At 49.3% G+C, this 26,947-nt stretch carries 26 protein-coding genes; 7 read left to right on the top strand and 19 right to left on the bottom strand.

Features of this window, described 5'->3' with window-relative positions:
- Positions 1–154: 154 nt before the first annotated feature.
- Together AC6B99_RS20505 and AC6B99_RS20500 are read left to right on the top strand one after the other, a co-directional pair.
- Entirely contained in the window at positions 155–1,021 is an 867-nt protein-coding gene (locus AC6B99_RS20505) for an AraC family ligand binding domain-containing protein (protein WP_494864175.1), read from the top strand.
- A 131-nt stretch (positions 1,022–1,152) separates the two neighbouring features.
- Positions 1,153–2,391 carry an NAD(P)/FAD-dependent oxidoreductase gene (locus AC6B99_RS20500; protein WP_496664097.1) on the top strand — a complete coding sequence of 413 codons (1,239 nt, stop codon included), beginning with the start codon at positions 1,153–1,155 and terminating at the stop codon, positions 2,389–2,391.
- A gap of 120 nt (positions 2,392–2,511) precedes the next feature.
- Here the strand turns inward: AC6B99_RS20500 and AC6B99_RS20495 are convergent, their stop codons facing one another.
- Positions 2,512–3,051 carry a general stress protein gene (locus AC6B99_RS20495; RefSeq protein ID WP_056037122.1) on the bottom strand — a complete coding sequence of 180 codons (540 nt, stop codon included), beginning with the start codon at positions 3,049–3,051 and terminating at the stop codon, positions 2,512–2,514.
- Positions 3,052–3,255: 204 nt separating this feature from the next.
- Between AC6B99_RS20495 and AC6B99_RS20490 the strand changes: the two genes are divergently transcribed.
- Positions 3,256–4,485, top strand: coding sequence for a magnesium transporter CorA family protein (locus AC6B99_RS20490; RefSeq protein WP_496664096.1), 1,230 nt, complete (start codon positions 3,256–3,258; stop codon positions 4,483–4,485).
- Between the two features lie 110 nt (positions 4,486–4,595).
- Here AC6B99_RS20490 and AC6B99_RS20485 read toward each other — a convergent pair whose 3' ends face one another.
- Positions 4,596–5,576 carry a Gfo/Idh/MocA family protein gene (locus AC6B99_RS20485; RefSeq protein ID WP_496664095.1) on the bottom strand — a complete coding sequence of 327 codons (981 nt, stop codon included), beginning with the start codon at positions 5,574–5,576 and terminating at the stop codon, positions 4,596–4,598.
- 218 nt (positions 5,577–5,794) lie between these two features.
- Between AC6B99_RS20485 and AC6B99_RS20480 the strand changes: the two genes are divergently transcribed.
- Positions 5,795–6,613 carry a lipase family protein gene (locus AC6B99_RS20480; RefSeq protein ID WP_056037129.1) on the top strand — a complete coding sequence of 273 codons (819 nt, stop codon included), beginning with the start codon at positions 5,795–5,797 and terminating at the stop codon, positions 6,611–6,613.
- 77 nt (positions 6,614–6,690) lie between these two features.
- Here AC6B99_RS20480 and trhA read toward each other — a convergent pair whose 3' ends face one another.
- From trhA to efeO, 8 genes are all read right to left on the bottom strand, one after another.
- Positions 6,691–7,335: a PAQR family membrane homeostasis protein TrhA gene (trhA, locus tag AC6B99_RS20475; protein WP_056037132.1), complete on the bottom strand. Its 645-nt coding sequence runs from the start codon at positions 7,333–7,335 to the stop codon at positions 6,691–6,693.
- A 63-nt stretch (positions 7,336–7,398) separates the two neighbouring features.
- Complete coding sequence (locus tag AC6B99_RS20470) at positions 7,399–8,100, bottom strand: hypothetical protein (protein WP_496664094.1); 702 nt, start codon at positions 8,098–8,100, stop codon at positions 7,399–7,401.
- 279 nt (positions 8,101–8,379) lie between these two features.
- A complete protein-coding gene (locus AC6B99_RS20465; protein ID WP_046229059.1) occupies positions 8,380–8,580 on the bottom strand; it encodes a hypothetical protein in 201 nt (66 codons plus the stop codon).
- Positions 8,581–8,597: 17 nt separating this feature from the next.
- Positions 8,598–9,524 (bottom strand): TRM11 family SAM-dependent methyltransferase, encoded by a 927-nt coding sequence (locus tag AC6B99_RS20460; RefSeq protein WP_496664093.1) that lies wholly within the window; start codon positions 9,522–9,524, stop codon positions 8,598–8,600.
- Entirely contained in the window at positions 9,524–9,862 is a 339-nt protein-coding gene (locus tag AC6B99_RS20455) for a LapA family protein (protein WP_063892588.1), read from the bottom strand. Before AC6B99_RS20455 ends, AC6B99_RS20460 begins: the two co-directional genes overlap by 1 nt.
- A gap of 145 nt (positions 9,863–10,007) precedes the next feature.
- Positions 10,008–11,792 (bottom strand): FTR1 family iron permease, encoded by a 1,785-nt coding sequence (locus AC6B99_RS20450; RefSeq protein WP_496664092.1) that lies wholly within the window; start codon positions 11,790–11,792, stop codon positions 10,008–10,010.
- A gap of 22 nt (positions 11,793–11,814) precedes the next feature.
- Complete coding sequence (efeB, locus tag AC6B99_RS20445) at positions 11,815–13,143, bottom strand: iron uptake transporter deferrochelatase/peroxidase subunit (RefSeq protein WP_494864171.1); 1,329 nt, start codon at positions 13,141–13,143, stop codon at positions 11,815–11,817.
- Positions 13,144–13,147: 4 nt separating this feature from the next.
- Positions 13,148–14,056 carry an iron uptake system protein EfeO gene (gene efeO, locus AC6B99_RS20440; RefSeq protein ID WP_496664091.1) on the bottom strand — a complete coding sequence of 303 codons (909 nt, stop codon included), beginning with the start codon at positions 14,054–14,056 and terminating at the stop codon, positions 13,148–13,150.
- A 221-nt stretch (positions 14,057–14,277) separates the two neighbouring features.
- Between efeO and AC6B99_RS20435 the strand changes: the two genes are divergently transcribed.
- A complete protein-coding gene (locus tag AC6B99_RS20435) occupies positions 14,278–16,401 on the top strand; it encodes a putative bifunctional diguanylate cyclase/phosphodiesterase (protein ID WP_496664090.1) in 2,124 nt (707 codons plus the stop codon).
- Positions 16,402–16,471: 70 nt separating this feature from the next.
- Here the strand turns inward: AC6B99_RS20435 and AC6B99_RS20430 are convergent, their stop codons facing one another.
- On the bottom strand, positions 16,472–16,855 hold the full coding sequence (locus AC6B99_RS20430) for a glyoxalase superfamily protein (RefSeq protein ID WP_056037147.1): 384 nt from the start codon (positions 16,853–16,855) through the stop codon (positions 16,472–16,474).
- A 184-nt stretch (positions 16,856–17,039) separates the two neighbouring features.
- Here AC6B99_RS20430 and AC6B99_RS20425 point away from each other — a divergent pair, with 184 nt between their 5' ends.
- Together AC6B99_RS20425 and AC6B99_RS20420 are read left to right on the top strand one after the other, a co-directional pair.
- Complete coding sequence (locus AC6B99_RS20425) at positions 17,040–17,957, top strand: class 1 isoprenoid biosynthesis enzyme (RefSeq protein ID WP_496664089.1); 918 nt, start codon at positions 17,040–17,042, stop codon at positions 17,955–17,957.
- Between the two features lie 125 nt (positions 17,958–18,082).
- Positions 18,083–18,322 carry an NHLP leader peptide family RiPP precursor gene (locus AC6B99_RS20420; protein WP_056037153.1) on the top strand — a complete coding sequence of 80 codons (240 nt, stop codon included), beginning with the start codon at positions 18,083–18,085 and terminating at the stop codon, positions 18,320–18,322.
- Positions 18,323–18,374: 52 nt separating this feature from the next.
- Here AC6B99_RS20420 and AC6B99_RS20415 read toward each other — a convergent pair whose 3' ends face one another.
- From AC6B99_RS20415 to AC6B99_RS20380, 8 genes are all read right to left on the bottom strand, one after another.
- Positions 18,375–20,132, bottom strand: coding sequence for an ATP-binding protein (locus AC6B99_RS20415; RefSeq protein WP_496664088.1), 1,758 nt, complete (start codon positions 20,130–20,132; stop codon positions 18,375–18,377).
- 313 nt (positions 20,133–20,445) lie between these two features.
- Positions 20,446–21,312 carry a CheR family methyltransferase gene (locus AC6B99_RS20410; RefSeq protein WP_496664087.1) on the bottom strand — a complete coding sequence of 289 codons (867 nt, stop codon included), beginning with the start codon at positions 21,310–21,312 and terminating at the stop codon, positions 20,446–20,448.
- The gene (locus tag AC6B99_RS20405) at positions 21,285–24,080 is read right to left on the bottom strand and encodes a CHASE3 domain-containing protein (RefSeq protein ID WP_496664086.1); all 2,796 of its coding nucleotides are present in this window, start codon (positions 24,078–24,080) and stop codon (positions 21,285–21,287) included. Before AC6B99_RS20405 ends, AC6B99_RS20410 begins: the two co-directional genes overlap by 28 nt.
- A 96-nt stretch (positions 24,081–24,176) precedes the next feature.
- The gene (locus AC6B99_RS20400) at positions 24,177–24,881 is read right to left on the bottom strand and encodes a sigma-70 family RNA polymerase sigma factor (protein ID WP_237163518.1); all 705 of its coding nucleotides are present in this window, start codon (positions 24,879–24,881) and stop codon (positions 24,177–24,179) included.
- Positions 24,882–24,925: 44 nt separating this feature from the next.
- A complete protein-coding gene (rsbW, locus tag AC6B99_RS20395) occupies positions 24,926–25,378 on the bottom strand; it encodes an anti-sigma B factor RsbW (protein WP_056037167.1) in 453 nt (150 codons plus the stop codon).
- Positions 25,379–25,435: 57 nt separating this feature from the next.
- On the bottom strand, positions 25,436–25,981 hold the full coding sequence (locus AC6B99_RS20390) for a DUF948 domain-containing protein (protein WP_496664085.1): 546 nt from the start codon (positions 25,979–25,981) through the stop codon (positions 25,436–25,438).
- Between the two features lie 147 nt (positions 25,982–26,128).
- The gene (locus AC6B99_RS20385; protein ID WP_496664084.1) at positions 26,129–26,599 is read right to left on the bottom strand and encodes an ATP-binding protein; all 471 of its coding nucleotides are present in this window, start codon (positions 26,597–26,599) and stop codon (positions 26,129–26,131) included.
- Between the two features lie 2 nt (positions 26,600–26,601).
- Complete coding sequence (locus AC6B99_RS20380; protein ID WP_056037176.1) at positions 26,602–26,928, bottom strand: STAS domain-containing protein; 327 nt, start codon at positions 26,926–26,928, stop codon at positions 26,602–26,604.
- Between the last annotated feature and the right edge of the window lie 19 nt (positions 26,929–26,947).

Genomic DNA, 26,947 nt, shown 5'->3' with positions numbered 1-26,947 from the left:
TTCAGTATAGCGCAAGGCAAGCGGCAATTAAAATGGCGCAAAGTGCTATTTACATGGATATATGTGACTTTCATATCGATCTTAAGACATGCTATGATTATTAAAATCCGCAAATAAAGCAGTCTTTATTCCCAATTGCAGGCAGGTGTAATGAATGAATAGACCAGAGAACTATAAAGTCGCCTCAAGCCCTATGATCATCGAAAACGATCTGCTGCACGTATTGTTCGCAGGGGAAAGCCAGACGAAGCCAGCCCATCGCCTCGGACCGAAAGTATATGATTTTTATTTGATGCATGTCGTCCTTGAAGGCAGCGGCATCTTCATTTGCGGCGACAACCGCTACGAGATGCGGGCAGGGCATACCTTTCTCATTGAACCGGAGCAACTGGTCAGCTATGAATCCGATGTTCAAAATCCTTGGCGCTACCGCTGGGTCGCTTTTAGGGGCACACTGGCAGGCGGGCTGCTGGAGACAGCAGGCTTATCCGCTGCACAGCCGGTCGTCGATACGGGCAGCAGCAAGCGGCCCGCCGTGCTTTTCCATCATATCTTCCATATTTTCCGCTCGAATGAGGCGGCTGCGCATTTGAAGGCAAGCGGCTATTTGCAGCTGCTGCTCGCTGAATACAGCGCCGTTATGAGCGATGCCGCTCGCGGCAAAGCACTGATGGCCGATGAAGAGGGAGAGCAATTGCTCCAAAAAATGATCCATTATTTATCGACGCAATATGCCCATCCCGTTTCTATTGAGCAGATGGCGGAGGCGCTTGGCTACAATCGCGCTTATTTATCGCGATTTTTCAAACGCAAGACGGGAACGACGCCCGTCACCTTCCTGCTCAAGCTGAGAATAGACAAGGCTAGACAGATGCTTCGAGAGCGTGGAGAGCTGACGATTGAGCAAATTTCCGCTTCTGTCGGACTGCAGGATGCGCTTTATTTTTCCAAGCAATTTCGGCGTTTTTATAATCAATCCCCAACCGCGTACCGCGAAGCGATGCGCAGCCAGAAGGAGTAGCGAGCAAGCCGCATGGCTTGTAATACGGATAGGCCGATATGGGACATATTAGTGGTACAACAATTGATTAGATGTGTAATGGTTACTAAGAAACACCTTTTAAATCAACATGAACAGGAGCTGTGCCTCAGATGAAGGAGCTGCATACAGGCAGTCTGTTTTGGCCTACTACCTTAAATTCCCCGGCAGAATATCCGAGTATTACCTCGAACAAAAAAGTGAAGGTTGCCATTGTCGGCGGCGGTATGTCGGGTACCATTTGTGGCTATATTTTGGCGAAAAGCGGCATTGAAGCAGCGATGCTCGAACGGGAAAGCGTAGCTGGCGGCAGTACGTCGGCCAACACGGGCTTGCTCCAGTTTTCCAATGATATTATGCTGTGGGAGCTCGCTGACCAAATCGGCGAATACGATGCCGTTCGGTTCTATCGCGGCTGTCTGGATGCCGTGCGGCAGCTGGGAGAAGTTGCGGCGCAGCTCCCCGTAGATGTCGGCTTCATTCCAAGAAGCAGCCTATACTATGCGACCTCTGAGCAGGAGTTGCCAATGCTGCGGAAGGAGTATGAGATGCTGCTCAAGCATGGCTTCGATGTCAGCTTCTTGGAAGCGGACGATATTTCCCGGCAGTTTCCTTTCCGCAAACCGGGCGCCATTGTGGCGCAGGGGGATGCCGAGGTTAATCCTTTCCAGTTCGTGCAGGGTGTCTCTGCCGCTGCAGTGGAAGCCGGGCTGCAAATTTATGAGCATACCGACATCGTAAAGCATGAGCAGTACGCTGAAGGCAGACAGCTGCTGCGTACTGCAGGCGGCTGGGAAATCGAGGCGGAGCATGTGATTTTCGCTATTGGCTATGAGCCTGAGGAGCTGCGCGGCCAGCTCGTTAAAGCCAACATTAACCGTTCCTTTGCCGCCGTTACCGTCGTTCAGGACGACGCGAAGCTGCGGGCCAATTGGCCGGGCCAATGCCTCATTTGGGAAACGGCGCGCCCCTTTTTATACTTGCGCACGACGGTGGATGGCCGTATCGTCGTTGGCGGACTGGACGAAATGACAGAAGCGCCGATTGAGAGCGAGAAGCTAAGGCGCAAGCGAACCGATAAGCTGCTGGAAAAAATAACGGCATTGTTTCCGATGCTGGATCAGCCGCTGGAATTTGAATGGAGCGCCACATTCGGCGAATCCCGTGATAATTTGCCCTTTATCGGAGCAGACCCAAAAATGCCCGGCGTCTATTATTGCCTAGGCTATGGCGGCAATGGCACCGTCTACAGCATGATGGCTGCCTATATGCTGCGGGACATGATTAATGGCGAGGCGCATCCGCTCGCCAGCATCGTGCGCCTTGACCGTCCTTCCTTATTAAAGGTTTAAGCAGGCTTGCATCACGGCCATATAGTGTGCTTATATACACCACTATATAGAAAAGAAGGGCTCCGCCGATCGGCGGAGCCCTTCTTTTCTATATGACATAAACTTTATTTGATATATCCACTAAATATCAGCTATATGCACAGCGCCTTGGCTGCGAAATACAGATTCCGCTATTGAAAGCCGCGCCAGCTTCGGTCCGCCCTCTTTGTCCATCATCGTATGGCTCTCATCCGTCTCCACGACGACGATGATGCTCCCGGCACGAATCGCTTCCCGGCTTTCATCCTCGGCTTTATCCAGTCCGAGCGCTCTGAGCGCGTGATTAATGCCATCGTCATCTGAAATAAAATTAGTCGCCAGCAAACCATCCGTTGTCATTGGCACCGCACTCCAACCGCCAGCTCCGGTCATGCCAGTCGTAGGCATCACAGCGGCAGCAGCAATCGTCGTCCCCTCATTCATCCCTCGGCTTCCATTCGTGCGCGCCAGTTCCATGACCTCATCGGCATGAATATCGGTTTCCGCTTCAATTCGGCGGGAATGCTCGCTATCCTTAGCAATAATTTGAAGCTCTCCCGGCACGAATCCGGCTTGCTCCAATGCGGCAACCGTATCAATCACTTCTTGCTCCGTCTTGAAAATCCCCAGCTTCTTAGCCATTAGAATCTCCTCCTAAACCTGATTGTGATTACAAAAGCCTGCTGATTTCGGCAAATGATGTGTTCGCCATTTTTCAGCTGGCTTCATCCGAGCGCTCTTAGAATAGTTATACCCTCAGCGGCAATGAATCAATCGCAATGTTGCAGATTCGCCGCCCGGTTGTTGTACAACAAACACTTTCAAGGTATGATGGAGGGAAGTGAAATGGAAATCGGACAAGCAGGGGGCAAGGCGATGATTCATCGAGTGCTTCGCTATCCCGCGCAGTGGGATTGGCAAATGCTGCAGCTCGAAAGGCAGCATGCGGAGATCGGGCAGAAACTGCCCAAACGCAAGGACAACAGAAAAAATAATGAAAGCTTCCTTGCTGCGCGGCCATACCCTGTTCAGGTGGGCAGCGGTGCCGATTCGCAAAAGCTGGAGGCGAAGCTGCTGCTTCCTGAATGCGCCTCCTGGCTTGAGGAATGCGACGGACGGACGACGAATCAAATTACGGTTGCCCCAGCAACAGAGCGCGGCCCGCTTGTGCATGGCACACTGATGATCCAGATTTCGGATGTGCATACGGATATACAGCCGTTCCACTTCTGGGTATCAGGCAAGCGGCTTGTGACGATGCATGAGGATATGCGGCTAGCTATACGCTTTCAGGCAGATGATGTAACGAGCAGGCTTGAAACATGTGACACCGCTCCGGAAGCCTTGTTGGTTATGCTCGGCGTTATATTAGGCCCCTTCCACGAAGGACTGGACGGCTTTGAGAACCGGCTTGGCGATCTTGAAAATAATATGCGCAGCGCCAATCGTACCGGCCTGATGGACACCATCATTGAAAGGCGATATGACTTGCTGCATTGGAGCCATCTCTTTACGCCTGTTCGCGAGCTTCACGGCTCGGTGAAGGAAGCTTTTCTCGACGGAATTATGGAAAGCGAAGCCTACAAGCGCATTACTCATAAGCTGGAACGAATTGATACGCTGCTCAAGCATTATTCGCTGGAGATTGATACACTCATTTCAATGGACGATGCGATCTCCAACTTCCGTGGCAATGATATTATGAAGACGCTGACGATTTTCACCGTGATTTTCACTCCAGCAACGGTCATTTCTGCCCTTTGGGGTGTGAATTTGGAGCCGCTGCCTTGGGACAAAACCTGGTGGGGCTTTACGATTCTTTGCGCCTTCATAATCGGCATTACCGTACTCATTTACGTCTGGCTGTGGAAGAAAGGCTGGACAGGCGATATGCTGATTGGCCGCGGCGGCTCTGGCAAGCTGGCTGCCACTCGTTCTGACCGCCACAGCCGCAAGAAGTATAAGGAAACGCTTGCGGATGAAGACAGCGGGCAGCGCCCATCGTCTGCCAAGACGGCCTCACAGGAGCAGGCTCCGTCAGCAGCGAAGCCATTGACACGTTCACGCCGACTATAGCTGAACATGATTTATTATGAAACAAGCCCCTCCATTGCTCGCTATTTCAGCGAATATGGAGGGGCTTTATTATATTTTAGAGCATAACTTCATTCCTTCAGCTAAGCGGCTTATAAGTACGAAGGCAAACGAACCGGAAGGCCCGATTTCGCCGATTGGTTAGCCGCAACTGTAATTTCCTGCGTCCGCAACGCATCCGCATAGGTCGAACGAATGAGCGAAGTGTCGCCGGTACGAACGGCATGCAGAAAAGCCTCATTTTCAAGCTGATAAGGATCGCGCTTGTTAACGTACTCCGTTTTGCGGCTGGCTTCGATGTCAATGAGCCCATGATGCCCAAGCTCCAATACCCCTTTATCCGTATAAATGTGCAGTCCGGCACGATCCCCTGCGCTAAGGGCACAGGTATTGCTGATGGAAGCTACTGCGCCGCTCGCCAGCTTGAAGGTAGCCGTTCCAATATCGGGAACCTCAACGCCTTCTTCCTTGCCTGCCATAATCCGGTCGCCATATGCGGCATAAACCTCCGTCACATCCCCGAGCAAATAACGCAGCAAATCGACAATATGCGTCGTCTGCTCGACAAACTGTCCGCCAGAGCCTTCCATTTTTCTCCACCAGCCGACACCCGGCATACCGCCCATCCAGTTCCCAATCGCCATAGCAGCCAGCCTGTCCGCCAGCAGCTCTTTCGCTTTATCCGTGCCATCCATATAGCGGAAATGATAGCCGACTGATGTAATCAGGCCGCTAGCCTGAACAGCTTGTCCGATAGCTGCCGGAGTCTCGATATCAACAGCAAGCGGTTTTTCGACAAGAAACGGAATTTCGCGCTTTACCAGTTCGTTTTCAATCTCGCCATGGGCAAACGGCGGAACACAAATATAGACCGCATCCAGCTTCCGGTCATCGAGCATATCGGAAACGTTTTCATAACCGCGTGCATCTGTAAACGGCTTAGCCGCATCGTCTGCCTTCTGCTTGCTTGTAGCCACTAATGCTGCTACGTTGACCCCTTCCATACGCGCCAGTTTTTCAGCATGCATCTTTCCAAACCAACCTGTACCGATAACACCAATCTGCAAAGTCATGTGCAAGCTCCCCTCGTAAAACTTTTTCCTGTTATTATAACGGTGCAAGCTCGCCTACGTCCATTGTTACTTTGCCAAATTTATTTGCCAGAGCTTGGCCCAAGCGGTTGCGGAGTCGCCCAGCCTTTCATATGCTACAACATCAGCTGCCCACTTGCAGGCGGCATTTAGGCAGAAACTTCTTGCGCTGAGACGCAATATGGAGCGGAGGTCGGGCAATGGCAACTTTGAAAAAAAACAACAACCGGGAGTCGCAGCAGCTGGACACTCGGACGGCTTTATTTTTGGCTGCGGTATGCGGTCAAACGTATTTGCAATTTACGAATCCAAGCGGGCTGTTTCTCGTGCCGCGCAATTATACGCTGGTCGGGACGTTCAATGCCCGAGCCTACGACCAGACGGAGGAAGCGTTCGGCTTCCTGCTGATGTCGGAGCAGTCCTCCGTGCTCGCATTCCGCGGCTCAGGCTCCGCCGTCGATTGGGTATCGGATTTTATCGCCCAGCAAACGCCCTATCGTCCAGTGAAAAATGGCGGTTATACGCATAAAGGCTTCACCGATATTTATATGTCTGCGCGCGATCAAATATTGGCGCTTATCGAGCAGCTGCCCGCAGATAAGCCTCTGTTTATAACGGGGCATAGTTTAGGCGGCGCTTTGGCAACGCTTGCAGCTGCCGATATAGCCGCGAATACTGAAATAAAATCGCCGATCGTTTATACGTTTGGGGCACCGCGGGTCGGCGATCCTAAATTTGTGCGCAATTATAACAATCTTGTCGGCACTCATTGGCGTTTTCAAAACGAATATGATATCGTTCCCCATCTCCCAACCCTTGTGTATCAATCGCCACAAACGAAAAAAACGTATTATTACTTGCATGTAAAGGGCGAGGTCAAGCGCTCGTTCAGGCTCGGCTCGGTTGCTGCCAACCATGTGCTTCCGAGCTATTTTAACGATCTGTATGTAGAGGAACCTATTTTCGCACTGGCCATCTGTTCAGAGCCGCCCGGCTGGTGCCCGCTGCTTACGCAGTAGAATAAGCACAAAGAAGCTTGGCAGCAGGCAGATGCAAACGCATCCGCATCCGTCTATTGCCAAGCTTCTTTGAACGTTTAGGACGGCAGCATATAAAGCAGAATGGCAAAGAAATGCAGCACGGACCCGCCAAGCACGAACATATGCCATACCGCATGATGATAAGGAAACGCCCGCCACATATAAAATACGGTTCCCACCGTATAGAGCAGCCCGCCTGTAATGAGCAGCTGCAGGCCGCCAGGCGCCAAATGGCTCGTAAGCGGCTTCCAGGCGAAAACGATTAGCCAGCCCATGGCCAAATACACAATCGTCGAGGTAAATAAAAACTTTGAGGCAAAAAAAGCTTTAAATACGACACCAACAAGGGCGAAGCCCCAAACGATGCCGAATAGAACCCACCCTAACGTCCCTTGGACAATATGCAGCAAAATGGGCGTATACGTCCCGGCAATAAATACATAAATAAAGGAATGGTCCAGCGATTCAAAAACACGCTTCGCCTTGCCCTCTGGAAAACTGTGCACCAAGGTCGATGCGGCATAAAGCAGCAGCATCGCTGTTCCATAAATCGTAAAGCTGACTACATGAGAAGCTGTCCCCTTCTCCACTGCAAATACGATTAAAATAACGAGTGCAGCAACGCTAAGTGCAGCTCCAATGCCATGTGTGATGGCATTGGCTATTTCCTCGCGTCTGGAATACGTATGCGTGTTTGCCATTGCTATGGCACCTCCGTTTCAACCACTGAAAATCGCAAGCCCTACTACTTACAGTGTAGAACATCAGTGCCAGTCTTTCAACCATAGCCGCAAGCGGTCGATCGTTTTATCGAGGTTGCAGATCGCATCTTGATCCCGAAACGCCTCCTGATGGCGGAAATAATGAGCATGCCCGCCGATGACGTGTATCGGCTCAACCTTGCCAGGCGCATGCTTCATTCGCTGCCATTGCGGCACTCCTGAAGCGCTTCGCTCCCAGCCGCCCCAACTGCCGATGCGGCTTACGGGATCATTAAGCTTGCCCGCCTCGTTTACGGCATACAAATAACACACTTTATCTTTCAGCTGCGGCGCAATATGATTGCGCGGCGAGCCGACCTGTACGACGCGGAAATTGCTCATGAGATTGCGCTCCATCAGCATTTTCGCCGCCTGATAAGCTGCCGCTCCACCGCCGCTATGCCCGATGAACAAGGACGGCTCATCAGCGCTCATCAGCTTCTCCTTCACTTGACGGTAGGCAATTTGCCCACCGATGCGTCCAGCTGCAATAAAGCTGGTCAAATCGCTGCCGACCTCAAGCACCTGACGAAACAGACTGCGGCTATTGTCGCCATAAGGATGCAAAATATGAATGCGCGGCTCAACGCCCGATTCGCGAAATAATTGATCAAGCTTGTCCCGACAAGCGTTAAAGGCACTTTTCGTCGTAGCCACACCCGCCAGCAAAAATATGTTAACGGCTCCTCCACCTGCTGCCAGCATGCTTCTCCCTCCATCGCAAAGAAATATGGTATAGGTACATTATGCGGGAAGAAGCTGCGATTCATTCCTGCACGGGCCACTTAAAAATGGATGTATTTCAAGCGTAAACGGCTGAAGCCGCCCTCTGGCGGCAAAGCTACTGTTTCGCGTAGAAATATAGAGAAAGGATGGGAAAATCATATACTTTCCTATATTTAAAAATAAGCCTCCCGCTACGCTGCATTCCCAGCATAGCAAAAGGCTATTCAGACGATGAGGCATCACCCAGCTGAAAGCTGACTACACGCCCATCTTTTTGCGTTGATTGTTGACCTTCTTCGTGTTCTGGCTCTTCATTTGCTGCGTGTTTGTTGAAAAGCCGCCTTGTGCGAAGCCATCCGCTTTGCCTTGCTTCTTCTGAGCCAGCAATTGCTTGGCTTTCTCCGCTTGAGTCAGCTTCTTAGGCTGCTCCTGTACTTCCTTGTTCTCCACGTCCGACATATTATCACCTCGCTTTATTATTTAACCAGCGTAATAAATCTTGTAAAAGCGCCCTTATGCAGTTCGCAGCGATCTACCGAGCTAAAGCCGGAGGCTGAAAGCTGCGTTTCAATCGGCTCCGTCGTCACAATGACTGCAAGGTTAGCAAGCCGTCTTACACTTTCCAGCATATCAAGCTGCTCGCCAATCGGCAAGACCGAACATAAATTATATGGCAGATCTACGATTGCCGCATCATAATGCCCCTCCAGCTCACGCATATCGCCCAGTGAAACAAGCTCCTTACTATAGCCAAAATGAGCAAGATTGACCCGGGCCCCCCGCACCGCAAGGGGATTGCGATCCACGCCACGAATCGCAATGCCCATCGACAGCGCTTCAATCAGCACGGTGCCCATGCCGCAGCATGGATCGATCATACTCAACACCTCGCCATTCGGCCCTGCGGCAATGTTAACTACCGCCCGAGCCACTCTTGTGCCAAGTGCTGTTGAATAATTTTGCGGCTTCTGCCGATGGGCGAGCCAGACTGCGCTCGCTTCCTCACAGTCGCCAAACCAATAACGCTGCTGCCAAAAGGTAATGCCCAGCAGACGCTCTGGCCGCCGCATGTCCGCGACGCCAATTAGTGATGCACCGACGGAACGCTCTAGTCCGCGCTGCTCTTCATAGCTGTATGGAGCATCCGCCACTGTGCAAAGCACCTTGAATGTCGCTCCATTCAAATCGACAAGCGGCAGCTGCTCTAGAAGCTCCGGCAAACTTGCTCCTGAAAGGGCAAGCTCAACGCGTCGCTTCAGAAACGGACTGCGGCTTGGATGAACGCGATGCTCGCTCACGACAAAGCCATCGCTTAGCGGAGCATCCAGCAAGCGGCTAAGCTCCAGACGGCATAGCTCCAATTCCTCTTCATGACAGCTGTAGCTGTATAAATAACGAGCCATTAATGATCTACGGACGTCCGCGCCTGAGGAGCAGCAATCTCATCGATGCTGAATGGCTTGAGCTCCGGCTTTGCCTTTTTTTCCACCTCAGCTGTTAATTCATTCACCTGTTTATTCAGCAGCTTAACCTGGCGCTGCAAACGGAATACACGCACCATTCCAAATAATCCAATCACTAATCCGCCAAGGAGCGTCGAAGCGAGAATGACGAGGATGAGCGGAATTTGAGTCTGCGCAAACATAAAATTAACTTGCACCGAATTGACATTTATTACGGCAAACAACGCAATAACGAATGCAAACAGCAGTGCGGATATAAGCATCGTTTGAGCCTTCATCGTTTTCTCCACCTTTATCTGGGTTGTTATTAGTTTATCATATTCCCTATTAAACCAATAGTCATGACGCCAAACAGCAAGCGGATGCCCGCCACAAAGGCAAGCATCCGCTTTAGATTGTTCGCAAAATAGTTATAATGGCTAACTAAGCTTTTCTTCTCACCTGCTGCCACACGAACATAACGATAATGACCAGCAATACCGCAAGCTGCGTAAGCGCCGTCTCCAGCGTCGGATAAAAACCAAGGAAACCAATAGCAGGCAGCTCGCTTACCGCATGTGTAGGCAGCCAGGCAGCGACCTGCAGCGAGTGAATGCTTTCTCCCATAAATCGGAACACCAAATAATAAATGAGCACCGATGCCACAATGAAAAAGGGGCGAATGGGCAGCTTCGTGCTGAAGCGAATTATGACGAAAGCAATCGCCACGAGCAGCAGAAACGTTACGCCGATCCCTAAAATCATTTGTAATGGATCAATGGAAGGTGCCATGCCGACATAAAAAATCGTCGTCTCCGCCCCTTCCCGCATAATGGCAAGCGCCGATACAGCGAACAGGGACCACAGACTGCCGCGCGCAATGGCACTGCCCATCTTGTTGTCAATATAGCTGTTCCAGCTGCGCAAATTCGCTTTGCTGTGCAGCCAATTACCGACCGTGATCATCAAGATAACGGAAACAAGACCGGCGATGCCCTCAATCGCTTCTCGCGCGCTGCCAGCCGCCGCCTGAGCAATGGCATAGGTGAGCAGCACAGCCATAACAGCGCTCAGCAGCAGGCCGACCCAGACGCCGGACCATACCCAGACGCGCTTCGACTCATTGCCCGATTTTTTCAAATAAGCCAGCAGGGCCGCAAGCACGAGAATCGCCTCAAGCCCCTCGCGGAGCAAAATCATTCCAGCGTCCCAAGCAGTATAACGCGTTTCCTCCACCATCGGAGCGAGTATTTCTCTGATTTCGGCAATTACCGCTTGGGCTTTATCTGGTACTGGCGGATTGGAGAGCAAATAGCCCGATACCGCCGTCATTTTAATTTCGATTTTCGTATAAGCATCAGCAGAGCGAATTTGCACCTGCCCCTCGACCGAAGGCCATTTTGAAATGAAGGCTTGCATTTGGCCATCGGCCTCATTCAAATTGCCTGCGGCTATGTCTTTTGCCGCTTTATCAACGATCGCAATCAGGTCAGCAATACCCAGCTTTTCCGCAGGTGTAGAGGCTGCATCGATTTTGCCAGCAATGTAGTCATTAATCAGTTGAATCATCGCATTCGTTTCCGTCTCGGCTTGCTCCGCACGCGGCGGCTCGGCCTGAAGCGCAATTCGGATCATGCTCATGGCCGTCTCCAGCTTGCCGTAAACGGTGAAGTTTTCCGAGCGAATCGCAGGTTCAATCGTCAGCCAATTATCGTTAATCGTCTTATAATTCGCGCTCGCCTTCACCCATTGCTCCCCTTGAATTTCGATCAGCAGCTTCGTTGCCATAGGCAGAAGCTGCTTCGCGGCTTCCTTGCCGGTCAGCTTAGCTTGATCGTCCTTCTGGACGCTTTTCACATATTTATTAATCGCTTTCGCCAGCTCGGATAAGGAAGCTTTGGCTTCATCCGGCTTGTTGTCTGCCTCATCCAACAGCACGATCGCATGAGCCAGCGCGGAATCGACATCGGCTGATAAATCTGATTTTTTCACGTTTAGCTGCTTCCAACGTTCATTTGCTTCTTTTATATGACCGGATGCCTGCTCCCAGTCGCTCTGGCTTGCCGCCGCAAGCGCTCCGCCAACGAGCGGAAGCAGCTTATCCAAATCGCTGGACGTTTCTGCAAAAGCTGGCCTTACGCCGATCGCTCCTAAAGCTATCGACGCCAAAATGACGATAATGCCCAGCCACTTCCAGCCTATGCTGTAACGGCTTCTACCTAAAACCATATGCCGCTTCCCCTCTCTCCCGCTACAATAACGTCTCTCCAATATAGCCGCCCTCGCTAACGCCAGGGAAACAAGCAAACACGGCGCTGCCCGTATGCACGATATATTCATTCAGCTTGTCCATGCGGCTGAGCTTCGTCTGCATCGGGATAAACTGCTTGCTCGTATCGCGGTTATAGCAAATGAACAGCAGCCCCGCATCCAGCTGACCGGTCCGATTGTCCAGACCGCTGGAGTAGGAGTAGGAGCGGCGCAATATTTTCAAAGAGCCGTCCCCTCTAGCAAGTGCCAGATGCGAGTTAGCTGGAATGACCGGCTTGCCGCTCTCATCCTTTTTGTTAACATCAACGGTGTCAAACTCCTTCAGGCTGCCAATTGGAGCACCGCTCTCCCGGTGTCGTCCGAAGGTTGCCTCTTGGTCAGACAGCGTTGAGCGATCCCACACCTCTACTCGCATGCGGATTCTTCTGACGACCATATAGCTTCCGCCCGCCATCCACGGCACGCCGTCATCAGCCGAAGCCCAGACGACTTGCTTCATCTGTGCCTCATCGCTCGTATCCGGGTTCGCGGTACCATCCTTGAAGCCCATTAAATTGCGTGGTGTCGCGCCCTGCTTATCGGCGCCAGAGGTGCGTTGAAACCCTTCTGCCGTCCAGCGCAGCACCGCCTTGCCCCGTGCGATACGCGTCAAATTGCGAATGGCATGGAAAGCGACCTGCATATCATTCGCGCACACCTGCACGCCAATATCGCCACCGCACCATTCAGGCTGCAGCTCATCGCCGCCAAATGCCGGAAGGTCCTCAAGCGACGATGGCTTCTTGCCTGACAGCCCGAAGCGTCCATCAAAAAAGCTCGGCCCAACACCGAACGTAATCGTTGTTTTGGAAGGCGACAGGCCTGCGGCTTCGCCCGTATCAGATGGCGGCAGATTCAGATTGTTATTGTCCGTGCCAATCATCGTTCCTTGCGTCATCGCAGCCGATGCGGCTGTCCATGCTTGAAACAATGTACGCACATCATCTATTGAAGCTGCCGTCAGATCAAAAGCGGCAAATAATATAAAATCCTGTGACGGCGTCGCAATGCCTGCCTGATGAGCGCCATAAAACGGCAGCACATCTCCACTTGCTCCCGCTTCGGCCCCTGTCGTCGTTGCGACGGACAGGCTTTTGCTCGCTGCCTGCATGATGCCGCCTACGCCAGTCGCACCGACCAGCAAACCAGCCCCACCAACGCCCATGAGCCGCAGTAAATCCCTGCGGCTCATCGGTTTTTCCAGCACGCTGTCGCCAGCCTGCTTCTGATTATGCTTCTGTTGGTCATCGTTGTTAGTAGTAGAACTCATAACATTAAGCCCCCAAAATTTTGCCCATTTGTGAAAGCGGTTCTGCCAAAGCGTCGAGCAGCTGGCTCAGCTTCTTCGTATCTTCTTCTTTCAAATCCAGATAAGATTTATAGCCATCGCCATCTTTATAAACAGCAAGCGCATCATCAAGATTTTTGAAGCTTGTGCCAATCAACGTTTCCAGCGCGGCGTCATGCTTGTTCAGCTGCGGCTGAAGCAGCTCATAAATTTTCTCTGCCCCTTCCACGTTCGCAACAAAATCATACAAGTCCGTATGCGAATAACGCTCTTCCTCGCCGGTTACTTTAGAGGAGGATACTTCGTTCAGCAGCTCAACAGCTCCCGTAACGAGCAGGCTTGGCTCGATTTCAACCGTCTCCATCAAAGCGCGAAGCAGCTTGATATCCTCAAGCAGCGTGTCGGCATAACCTTCAGCGCCTTTTGTCGTATTTTCTTCCCATAAAATTTTCTCGATACGGTGGAAGCCTCTCCATTCCTTCTCATCGACATCATTTTCACGGGCATCAATATGCGGGTCAAAATCGCCCAGAGCTTCAGCAATTGGCTCGATTCTTTCATAATACATTCTCGATGGCGCATACAGCTGCTTCGCCGCCCTGATATCGCCCGCTTTAACGGCATTGACGAATTTTTCAGTTTCAATAACGAGCGAATCCGCCTCTTTAATCGTAAAGGCGCGATATTCATCAAGAACAGGCTGCCATTCCTCTTCCGTGGCAGGCGCTACTGTAGCAGCTGGAGATTCCGACGCTGCCGGCGATTCTGCAGCTGTATTCGTTGCTGCTGCTGCCCCATTGTCTGTTTTTGTATTGGTAGCAGTATCAAATCCGCAAGCCGAAAGAATTAATAAACTTGCACAAGATAATGAAATTGCGATTAACTTCCAGTTCATTCGAAATATCCCCTTTTAATGATCCACGTCGTGTGAATTTATTCTATTGCGAAGTATATTCCTATTGAGAATCATTGTCAATTATATTTTTATGGCAATGATGGCACTTAGCTTTTCCGCTTTTCTAAGCAAGCGACCAGCAGGAGGGAAATCGTTGACAATTATTCTCAACGAACATAACATAAACTTAAATTAACCTCATGAGGAAGTGTCAGCAGCCCTTGTCTATCACCCAACATATTGCAAAAACCATTTATCGGCCTGGTATCGGCAAGCTTTTACGACCGATAAGCAGGCTGCTTTTTAATCATATGAATGAAGGCATCGTCATTTATCATACAGATGGACAACTCGTTATGAGCAACCACGTAGCGGAAAAATACGGTTTTCTCGCTACAGCGGCAGCTAAGGACAGCATTTACCCGCTTTATTTTAAAATAAACGGGGCTATACCGCTCCCTTCTGATCAGCAGCCCCTGAACCGCTTGCTGCAAGGGGAGCAGGATATTGTCCAAGAGCTGTGGCTGAAGCCAGGCGAAGGAAAAGCCGGAAGCATCGTGCGAATCGTCGGCAAGGCGCTTCGCTCCTTTCGAGGGATGCCGCTCGGCTTTATGCTCGTCGTCCACGATATTACGCTCAGCAAATGGCATGAGAAGCGCCTGGAAGTAAGCGAGCAGCGCTTTAAATCGCTTTTTGAGCATAATCCGGATATGGTTCTGTGGTTTGATTTGAAAGGGACGCTGCTGAGCGTCAATTCGGCCTTTGAGACGGTCACTGGCCACTGCGCATCTGAGCTTATCGGCCATTCGGTTGGCGAATTGATCAACGATGTGGAGGCTTGGCAGCTTCAGCAGCTGCTCGAGAAAGTCCATGAAGGACGGACCATTCATCAGGAAACGTCGATTACCAATAAAACGGGCGAGCTTGTTTATTTGCACGCAACGGTTATCCCCATTATTGTCGAGGAGCAGCTCGCCGGCTTCTACATCGTGGCCCAAAATGTGACCGCGCAAAAACAATCGATGGAGACGATTTCCCGCATCGCTTATTTCGATTCCTTGACGGGCTTGCCGAATCGCCATTCGTTTTTCGAGACGCTGACCGCAACTTTGGCGCAATGCAGCACATGCATCGACAGGCAATTCGCCGTGCTTTTCGTCGATTTGGATCGCTTTAAGCTCATTAATGATACGCTTGGCCACCGGGCTGGCGATTTTTTGCTGGAGCAAACCGCGCTGCGTATGGGCAAGTGCGTGGGAGACAGCGGCACGATTGCCCGGCTCAGTGGAGATGAGTTTATTATTTTGCTGAATCATGCAGGGGCCCAAGAGGCCGAGCAGCTGGCAGGAAGAATACTTGACGAAATCGCCGAACCCATCATCTACGACAACAATCGACTGCTATCCACAGCAAGTATCGGCATCAGCCTATATCCCGACCATGGCACATCGTCCGAGCAGCTGATTCAGTTTGCTGATATCGCCATGTACCGAGTGAAGGAGCAGGGGAAAAACAACTATCTCTTCTTCACCTCGGAAATGAATGAATCTATCGTTCGCCGCACTACGATGGAGAAGCAACTCGCGATCGCTTTGGAGCAGGAGCAGCTGACGCTGTTTTATCAGCCGCAGGTTGAAGCGAGCACAGGGAAAATCTCTGGCTTTGAGGCGCTTGTCCGCTGGAACATGCCGGAGCGGGGACTCATTTCCCCGTTGGAGTTTATTCCCCTGGCTGAGGAAACAGGCATGATTATCCAGCTCGGCGAATGGGTGCTGCGCCGAGCCTGTGAGCAGCAGAAGCGCTGGATAGATGAAGGACTGATGCCGGTAACAATTGCGGTTAATATATCGATGAAGCAATTTGAGGATGACAGCCTATTCGAGACGATCCGGCATATTTTATTCGAAACGAAGCTGCCTCCTCATTTGCTGGAGCTGGAAATTACCGAGAGCATCGGCCTGCAAGGTGCCGACCAGGTCATCAACAAACTGAACCGGCTCAAGACGCTCGGCGTGAGCATCGCCATTGATGATTTTGGAACAGGCTACAGCTCGCTGCATTATTTGCAAAAGCTCCCGATTGATACACTGAAAATCGACAAGTCCTTTATTCGCGATATGATCAACGTCACGCCTGATATTTCGATTGTCCATTCCATCATCAGGCTTGCCCACAGCCTCCAGCTTGATGTTTTGGCCGAAGGGGTCGAGGTCGTGTCCCAACTGGAAATGCTGGCCGAGCTCAAATGCGAGCGTCTGCAAGGCTACTTGTTCTCGCGCCCGATTCCAGCTGATGAGGCACGCGTGCTGCTGCAGCGGCAAAAGCTGGATGAACATTATCGCTGACTGGCTGTCGCCGTTATATTCTAAATAGAAAAAGCCATACGGCGGAATGATTCAGGCCCGCTTGTATGGCTTATTTCATTTGGTTTTCATAAAAAAGCAGCCGATTGCCGAACGGATCCGTCACGACGCATTCGAGTGTGTGCCATGGCGTTCGTTCCAGTCCAGGCTTGGCGTAACGGTACTCTTTTTCCAGCAGACGGGTATGATAGGCTTCAATTTGGCTCGTTTCAATACGAATAGCTGCGCCGGGGCAGCTGTCGCCATGATGCTCGGATAAGTGCAGCACACAGCAGCCATTAGATACTTGCATATACAATGGAAAATTCGCCTCGTAACGATGCTCCCAATCCAGCCGAAAGCCGAGAAAATCCATATAAAACGCTTTAGCATGTGCTTCATCAAAAATTCGCAAAATCGGAACGACTGGTTTCATTAAAAGCCCGTTTTGTCCCATTCGCGCCTCCCTTCGGCAATCGCCGCGCTCTTTTTATCGTTTTTCCATATAAAAGTTCCAAGTTTCTACATTTTACTTAACTTCCCCTCTATCTTCAACCGCCAAAACAAAGTATAATACTGGAAAACATATTATTTTATAAGCCTTTAAGCCTATTATATCAAGATAAGAGGACTATGATCCCATGCCATTTATCACTCCTTTTGAATCCAGTCTGCAAGCTGTTTTCACCAAAGCACAGCAAATAACGGCAAAATTTCCCGAACCGCTAAATCAAACGGGACAAGCATATATCACGCATATTAATCCTCTGCATCGCAGCGGCAACCAGAACTATATCGGCTATTTGCTGCCCTATTGGATGACGGAAATGGCCTCTGTGACCGAGGAGCAATGCGAGCAGCTTGCGCTTGCCAATGTATTCGGCATGCTGCATTTTTTCATTGTGGATGAAGTGATGGATTCGGGGAGTGCGGAGAGCAGACAGAAGCTGGCTTTGAGCCATTTATTTTATACGCAGATGTACGGTGTTCTGCACCGTCTTCACACCTCTGACTCTAGGTTTTGGGAGTATTACGACCGCTACATGGCCGATTGGTCGATTGGCGTGGCCCAGGAGTCCGCTGAAGATTATTTTAATACCGATCCGCTTCGCACCGCTTTAAAGTCGTCCCTCGTGAAAATAGCCAGCACCGGAGCCCTGCTCCTCTCGGGCCAGCAAGCCTTCATACCAGCAGTGGAACGAGCTGTTGATTATGTACTCGTAGCGCTTCAGATGGCCGATGATTGGACGGATTGGGAAGCTGATCTGGCAGATGGAAGCTATAACGGATTACTAGCGTTTTTCATGGATAAATGGCCGGAGCAGTCGCCTATTACAGTCAGTAAATTAAGGAAAGCAATATATGTACAGGGGCTACTAACGGACTATGCGGAGCTCGCTTGCCAATTTGAGCAAGCCCATCAACAATTAGGCCTTAAGGCTGGTCATTTGCTGGCATTTCATGCCTCCATCACCGCTTCCCTCGCAAAGGATGCCCAAAATATAGAGCTAGCTCGACAAAAACAAATGGAAGGCGGACTTTTCCAAACACTAACATGACGATTTTAGCCAAAATAATCTAATTTTCATCACTATTTTCTGAAAATATATAGTAGTTTTTGTCGAAATTTCATGTTACAATATGTAAATGGAACTTATACATAATACTAGAAAGGTGGAAAAGTATGAGCAGCGAAAACAATTTACGACAGCAAATTATTCAGAAAGCATGGGAAGATGAGGCTTTCAAGAAGCAGCTCCTTGCTGATCCACGTGCCGCTATTAAAGAGGCGTTTCAAGTTGAAATTCCAGAAGGCGTTGAAGTAAAAGCAGTAGAAGAACAAACTAACAGCTACTATCTCGTTATTCCTGTCAGCCCTGCTGATAGCTCCCAAGCGGCTGTCGCATCCCCACCTTGGAAGTAAACCTCTACGTACAGTCATAAATCAAGCGCCCTGCCGGGACGGCAAGGCGCTTTTATTGAATTTCTGCTATAGGCAAACTTACGAACGCTTCCGTGCCTACTCCTTTAATACTGTTAAAATAGATCCGGCCGTTCATCACTTCGATAATGCGGAAGGTCACCATCAGCCCAAGCCCCGTACCTTTGGACTTATTGGAGAAATACGGCTCGCCCAATCTTTCCAGCTCGCTCTCTTCCATCCCGACTCCATTATCGCTAATGCGAATAATGACGGTGGAATCTTCCTGATAGGCAATAATGTCGATGCTTCCCTTTGTCGGCAGTGCTTCGATGCTATTTTTCACAATATTAATAATCGCTTGCTTGAATTTAGAGGAATTCCCCCGCACATACAGTTCAAAATTCGACTCTACCCGCAATTCTCCACCTTGGATTGTAGCTAGCGGAGATAGAATCGCTTCAATTTGTCCCAATTCCTCGGCTATATTCAATATCGTTGTCATTTCAACCTGAGGCTTGGCAAAGGTCAAGAAGTCCGTAATGATGCTGGAAGCCCGATCCAACTCGTCGATAGCAAGCAGCATATAGTTTTTATCCTTCTGATCAGCGGAACGGTGGCCAATCAGTTGGAGAAAGCCGCGTGTCACCTGCAGCGGATTGCGCACTTCATGTGCAACCGATGCGGCGAGCTGGCTAATAATTTCCATTTTCTCCGAACGCTGCAGCTCATTATTGAAGACTTCCAGCTTTCGGGAGTACAGCAGCATTTGCTCATAATTATTAATGATCCGCCGGATCAACACCACAATTAAAGAAAAGATGAAAAACAGCGTTCCCCATTTCCAATAAAACATTTCATAATCTTTTTGCGTAAAATAAATGACCAGCTCGGACACCACGGTTAGCGCAAACAGCGCAAAGCCTGCGGAAATAATAATGCTTTCCCGGTTTCGCTTCACACAATAAAATGCAAGCACCGAGATCAAAATGATATTGCCAATAATGACGGACGAAGCAAAGATGAGTGGAACGATGCTCTCATAATAATGCAAGATCCTTCCGCCCAGCAGGACGCTCAGCAGCAGCCATGCGAAGCTTCCAATAGAGATGACTAATTGGACACGCAAGCAATATTTTAAGATCCGGCTTGTGCCCTTACTAATGATTTGCTCAAAAAATAAAAAGATCCAAGTCATAATAAACGTCGAGGATATATCAAACAAATAATAATACACCCGGCTGGATTTGCCGAAAAATGCATACAAATACGGGGAAATCGTCAATGTCATTACCCCAATCGACAGCATGAGGAGACATAACGAATTCCAGCCTGGCCAATATATTTTGTTCACAAACAGCATGCATATTAGCAATGAAATCGATACAAATACAAGCGTGCCGCCCAAAATAATATCCAAAATATTTTTCTGCAAATATTTAGAATTCATGCTTTGGAAATCGCCAAGCTTCACGCTCCCATCGATTCCGAGCGAGCTTGCATCTGCATTACCTTTTAAATAGATGTATATCGGCTTATTATAATAATGAGGAGAAAGCTTCAGCAAAATATTGTTCGTCTCATAACCGTAGTTTCGCTCATCCTCATAAATAAGATAACCATCATTAAATATACGAATTTGCTGCGCAAAGTTCACGTCCAGCATAATACCTGGGTTTTCCCAATTCAACTCAGGAACCTCAATCTTGATCCAGGCGGAGTTAAAGCCTTCCGGCTTAGCGGTTAGCCGATCATTGCCTGTTGACAAGATCCATCTATCACTGTGCTCCTGATCCATCACATCTGCGAGCACCGGCTCCTGACTTGCCTCATCTAGCCATTGAATATACCACTGATCAATATATGTTATTGGTGGAGGAGGAGGGCTCGCAAAAGCTCGAGGGACCATTAAACAGATGGATAAAACGAAGAATAATACGATGAACCTTGCGTATCTCAATACTTCTCTCATTCCTGCACCTCAAAGCTTCGAAAATTCATCACTAGCCCATTTCTCCTAAAGTATTCGACAATCTTTGATAGCATCCCTGCCTTTTTTACCTATTGGCAAAAAAATTATATAACACAAAAAAAGAGCAGACAAGCCGCTCTTTTCATTATAAAGCCTATTTTGCGGCCTCTCCGCCTAATGCTGCTTTGCGATAGATCCGCTCATTCGGATTAAATTCGACATATTGCAAATGCTTATCGAGCTGGACAATGGACTCTTTATTTCCCAATCCAAGAAATCCCTCCGCCGCCAAACTGCTGTAAAACAGCTTATGGACCTGCTGCTGCAAGGTTGTGTCGAAATAAATCATCACATTGCGGCAAATGATTAGATGAAATTCATTGAACGAGCCGTCCGTCACCAAATTATGCTGGGCGAACATAATATTATCCCGCAGCTCCGGCAAAAAATAAGCAAATTGATGATCCGTTTGATAATATTCGGAAAAGGCGATCATTCCACCCGCTTCCATATAGTTTTTCGTATAAATTTGCATTTGCTTTAGCGGATATGCGCCGCGCTGGCACTTCTCAATCGCGCTCTCGCTCATATCGGTCGCATAAATTTTGCTGCGCTGCGTGAGGCCTTCCTCCTTGAGCAAAATCGCCATAGAATAAACCTCTTCGCCTGTCGCACAGCCAGCATGCCATATTCTTATTTCCGGAAGCCCTCGCAAATAAGGAATCACCTCTTGGCGCAAGGCGCGGAAAAACCCAGGGTCCCGAAACATCTCGGTTACTCTAATGGAGAAATCCTGCAGCACCTTATCCAGCATATCTTTATCCCGAAGCACCTGATCAAGCAATCTTGTAATCGTAGGAATGCCTTCAATACGCAACCGATTTTGAATCCGGCGCAAGAGAGACGAACGAATGTAATGCCGAAAGTCAAATCCATAATAACGGTAGATGCCTTCTAAAAATAATTCTAGCTCTACGTTCTCCACTTCTTGATTCATCGGCCCTCCTGCTTCGTCATCCATACGCGCAGCAGCGAGTAGAGCTGTTCTATTTGGAGCGGCTTGCTAATATAATCCGAAGCGCCCGCCTGCATGCAGCGCTCCCGATCATTTCTCATTGCTTTCGCTGTGAGCGCAATAATCGGCAGCTCTTTCAGCACCGGATTGCTGCGAATGCTGCGTATAGCTTCCAATCCATCCATAACCGGCATCATAATATCCATAAGAATAATATCAAAATCAGGTTGTTTATTCAAAAGCTCCAGGCCGAGCTTGCCGTTGCTGGCCGATTCTACAATAACCCCTTTACTGGCAAGCGCCGTCTTGAGTGCAAATACATTGCGGTCGTCGTCATCAACGAGCAGCACCCTTTTCCCCTCAAACAGCCGCGTATCCTCTATATGAGCTTTTAGCTGCGCCGCCTCTTCCTCGCTAAGCACTTCATCCTCCAGTTTCTTAGAGTCGCCTCCAGCATCATCAGATGTAAGCCATATTACGGTATTGGCACCAGCTGCCGACTGATCACGGCTATTCAGCATTTCCTGGCTGAACGCTGCAAACTCTTCATTTAAGCTTGGCAAATACAATGTAAACGTACTTCCCTCGCCCTCCACACTCTCAAGCTGCAGCCTGCCTCCAAGCAGGCGGGTAAATTCACGGCAGATGGATAAGCCTAGGCCCGTACCGCCATATTGGCGATTCGTCGTCCCATCGGCTTGCTGGAACGCTTCGAAAATAATCGCTTGCTTGTCTGGCGAAATGCCAATACCGCTGTCGGTTACCGAAATGGCAATCATCGTATCGGATGGCGCCTCGCCATTATACAGCTCCAGCATTCGTGCTTGTTCCACAGAAGAAATACTGAGGCGCACGGAACCGCTATCTGTAAACTTAAACGCATTGGACAGCAGATTTTTCAAAATATGCTGCAAGCGGTGACCGTCCGTCGAGATAATAGGCGGTGCTTGCTCATCGAAGACAGTAACGAAGGAAAGCTGTTTTTTCTCCGCTACGGGATCGAATAACTGGCGCATCAGCATTGGAATTTCAGTCATATTGACATCGTCAATCGTCACTTCCAGCTTGCCGGCTTCGATTTTCGATAAGTCCAAAATATCGTCGATCAGGCTAAGCAAATCTTTGCCCGCCGAATGGATGACGTGGGAATAATGCTGCTCTTCCTCCGTCATCGTCTTATTTTCATTCTCATAAAGCATCTGCGACAAAATCAAAATGCTGTTAAGCGGCGTACGCAGCTCATGCGACATATTGGCCAGAAAATCCGTCTTATATTGCGAGCTCTGTACAAGCTTCTCGGAATAATCCTCAAGCTCGTGCTTCGTCTGCTCCAGCTGGGTGTTGCGCTGCTCGGCCAAGTCCCGCTGCTCCTGCAAATAGTCATTTGTCAGGCGCAGCTGCTCCTGCTGCATTTGCATTTCCTCAGACTGTGCCTGCAATTCTTCGGACTGCGCCTGCAGCTCCTCGGTCAGCATTTGCGATTCATTAAGCAGACGCTCGATTTCCATACGGCCTACGACGCTGTTTATAGCTACGCCAAGGCTTTCCTGCAGCGCTTTAATAAGCGTAAGATGCTTATCTTCGAAGCTTCCTAAAGAGGCAAACTCTACAACCGCCAATACTTTACCCTCGAAGAAAACAGGAGCCACAAGCAAGCTGCGAGGAGAAGCCTCGCCTAAGGAAGAGCGGACTTTAACATATCCCATCGGCAAATCTGTCAAATGATACAGCCGTTTGTCAACGACACATTGGCCTGCAATACCTTCTCCAGGCTTGAAGCTTACAGCTGCTTCTATTGCATGGTCATGTCCGGCAAAGGAAGCCGTTTTCACATAGGTAGTCACACCATTTTGGACATGGCGCAAATAAATGGCGCTATAAGTAGCATCCAGCATCGGTGTTACTTGATAGACAAACGCTTCGGACAGATCAGCAATATGCTTAAAGCCCTGATACATATCCGCTACCTCCACGGTACGCTTCTGTACCCAGCTTTCTTCATTGACGTTGTCCAGCAATTCATTAGTCGCCTCGGCCAGCTCGCGAATTTCATCCTTCGTATTCACGCGAATACGCTCATTAATATCGCCGTCTGAAGCAATGATGCTGCGAATCGTATGTTTGACATCCCTAATCGTACGAACGATGGCGCCTGAGACGAACATAGCAGCAGCGATCGCGCTTATCGTCACTAACGCAAATGCAATAAATAATACGTATTGCAAATTGACATTATTTTGTGAGAGCGTCTCCACCCTTTGCTTCGTAAGCTCCTTCTCCGAAGTACGAAGCTGATCCAGCTGGGTACGAACCTTTTCCACAATTTCCTTGCCCAAATCGCTCGCGTAATAGGTCCTGATCGCATCCATCTTGTTTTCTTTACGCAGTTGAACAACGGGCTGACCTGCAAACTTGCCCCATTGCTCAATATTCCCTTTAATTTCCTCCAAATTGGCCTGTTGGGCAGGATTATCACTCAATAGCTCATGCAGCGTATTATAATTGCTCCCCCATACTAAATTGGCATCGTTATAAGGAACCAAATACTTCTCGTCACCACTGATGACGTAGCCGCGCTGCCCATTTTGCATATCCAGCATATTGATTTCAAGTTGATCGACCATTTCATGAACGGCAATATCATGATCAGCGACAAAATTGATTTCGCTCTGTAAAGCGTTTATCCGGGTTACAATAATGACAATCGCAACAGCTAAGCATAATAGAATGCTAAGGTAGCCTAATAAAATTTTCGCTCTTATCGTAAAGCGCATCGAACGCCAAATAAGTCATTCCTCCATTCCCACCATCCCTACAACTCTATCATCATTGCTAAGAGTATGGCAAGGAAACGAGGCACGCGGAGAAACCTACAGCCATGCCCGCAGCTTCTCAATCGCACGCTTCTGAATACGGGAAACGCTCATTTGCGAAACGCCCAGCTTATCGGCTATCATTCGCTGCGACTGGCCTTCCTGATAGATTAGATGGATGACGGTCTGTTCCTCTTCCTTGAGACTTTTCATTGCTTCTCCTATATCCAGCTTCATATCAAGCGCTTTAAATTCATCGGACGGGTTCGCAATGAGATCGCCAATTGAAGCGCCATCCCCTTCGCTCGTCAACGGCGTATCAAGCGATGTGTAATGGTAATAATCACGTCCTGCCAAAATTTCAATCGTCTCTTCCTGCGTAAGCTCCAGATGGGCGGCGATTTCCTCCACTTTCGGCGAGCGTTCCAGCTTTACCGTCAGCTCATCAATCGCATGCTGAAGCATGCTGCCCTTTTCCTTCACACGTCTAGGAACTTGAATATACCAAGAGCGGTCACGCAAATAATTTTTCAAATTGCCAATGACGCTTTTCATTGCATAACCTTCAAACGGAATACCGATTGAAGGGTCGTATTGTTTAAAGAGCCGCAGCAGCGACATCTGGCCTACCTGATATAAATCCTCATATAAATCCGGGCGGCTGCGAGACATTTTGCCAGCAGCCATCCGAACGATATCCTCATAATGCACCAGAAGCGCCGTAGCCGCTTCATTACAACCTTCATCACGGTAGGTTTGCATGAATGCGGCGATTTCGCTTGGACCTTTGGAGGAGGGTTTTGTACTCATGCCATCTCCTCTTTTCTGCCAAGCAGTTTTGTAAGAATGACCTCCGTACCGCTAGTCGTATTCACTTCCACATGATCCATGAGCGCCTGCATCATATACAGACCAAGTCCGCCAATTGGAGCCTCGCTAAGCCTCGTCGCATGAAGCGCTCCCGCTGTACGGTTAACAGCCTGTTCGTAATTAAAGCTGGTTCCATTGTCACGAACACAAATTTTCAAGCCGTCAAGCTGCTGTTCAAAACTCACATGAAGCTCGCCCGAGCCGCGATGCTCATAACCATGTATAATCGCGTTATTGCACGCCTCGCCCACAGCTACCTTCATATCTTCAATTTGCTCATATTCAAAACCTAATTTAACGGCAAGACCATATAAGGTCAATCTTACGATATCGAGATAATCTGCCTCCGCTGGAATTGTCAACTGCACCGATGTTTTCATATCAGCCATTCTTTCCTTTCTACAGTAAAATGTTAAGTTCTGTACGTCATGCTGCAAAAGATCTGTTTACTGTCTGCTAGAAGCTGTATTATGCATAGCAGCTGGCCTGGATACGTTATCTGCTGCTGCCGTATTGGCTTTACGCTCTACAAGCATCTGCAGCACCTTCGCCGCAAGCGTTGCTCCTTGGGCAATTAATTCCGTCTTCGTGCTATTCACTGCCACTTTCGGCCTTGCTGCTTCCGCTTTGGCTTGTACGACGGCTCTTTCTTTCCGCAGCTTCTGCCCCGTTTTCAAAGAGGAAATGAGTGCGACAGCCGATTCCTTAACCGCCGAGGTCGCTTCCTGAACGACATGGCCCACATCATCCAGCGAGCCAAACAGCGAATCAAGCGATTTGAGCTTCATATTTACATCATCTGCAACAGAGTTTGTCGTTTGAACGACGCCCTTCACCTCTGTACCGATTGCCGATATCTCATGCTTCACTTCGACTAAAGTTACCCTCATCTCATCTAGAGAATACTTGAGCGATCTAAGCGCCTCTATCACATAATAAACGAGTATTGCAAAAGCAATTGCTGCTATCAAAACCCCTATTTCCCATAGCATAATCATAGCCTCCCTTACTTTCCTTGTGCTTCTTGTTACGTTTAAGTTACCCTGCTCCACAAGGAATGAAACAGCAGCTGGCCAGCGATATAAAAAAAGAAAACCACGACTTGCCGGGGCGTCCCATGCCTTAGTCGTGGTTATGTGTTATTGCAGCGGCAGAAGGCGCTTGGTCATGACAACCTGCGTACATTCGGCGGAATGTATATTAACCTCATCCATTAGCGCTTGCATTAAATACAAGCCCAGTCCGCCAACTTCTAAACCGCTCGTATCTTCACCTTCGAGCGGCCCTGCCTTTTCCATATAGGCGCCAGCTTCAAAGCCTGCTCCGCTATTCGTAATTTTAATCGTCAAGCTGTCTGGCAGCACTTCAAATTCAACTATAATTTGGAGCTCGTCCTCAGCGGCCTCAACAGCATCGGCCGCCTCCCGCTCGCCCGCTTGATGTGGCGTATAGTGTAAAACAGCGTTATTGCAAGCTTCTCCCACAGCAACCTTCATATCTTCGATATCCTCGTACGAAAAACCCATTTTAGAAGCAATACCGTACAGGCCAAGCCTCACGATATCCAAATATTGTGCGTCCGCCGGTATTTGCATCACAATACGCTTCATGCTTAGCTTACGGTCCCTTCGTTGATATAACCTGAAATGCCTGTAATATCAAATAGCCGCTTAATGCTTCTTGGAATATTTTTAACGATAAATTCGGCTTTTTTCTCATCACGTGCTTTAATGACCGACACCACGATGCCGATACCTGTACTATCGATATAAGCAAGGCGTTCCGTATCCAGAACCAGCGTTTTCTCCGTACGATTGACGACCGTTTCAAGCAGGGAGCGCAGCTCGGGCGCTGCGGCCAAATCAAGCTCACCGCCTACTTGTACAATTATCGCGCTATCCGTTTCATGAATAACTGCCTGAAATTTGTTTAACGTCATTGAACACACTCCCAAGGCA

This window comes from Paenibacillus liaoningensis, assembly GCF_059609455.1.
Note: the sequence above shows the minus strand (reverse complement) of the source record. Positions and strands in the feature narration are given on the sequence as shown.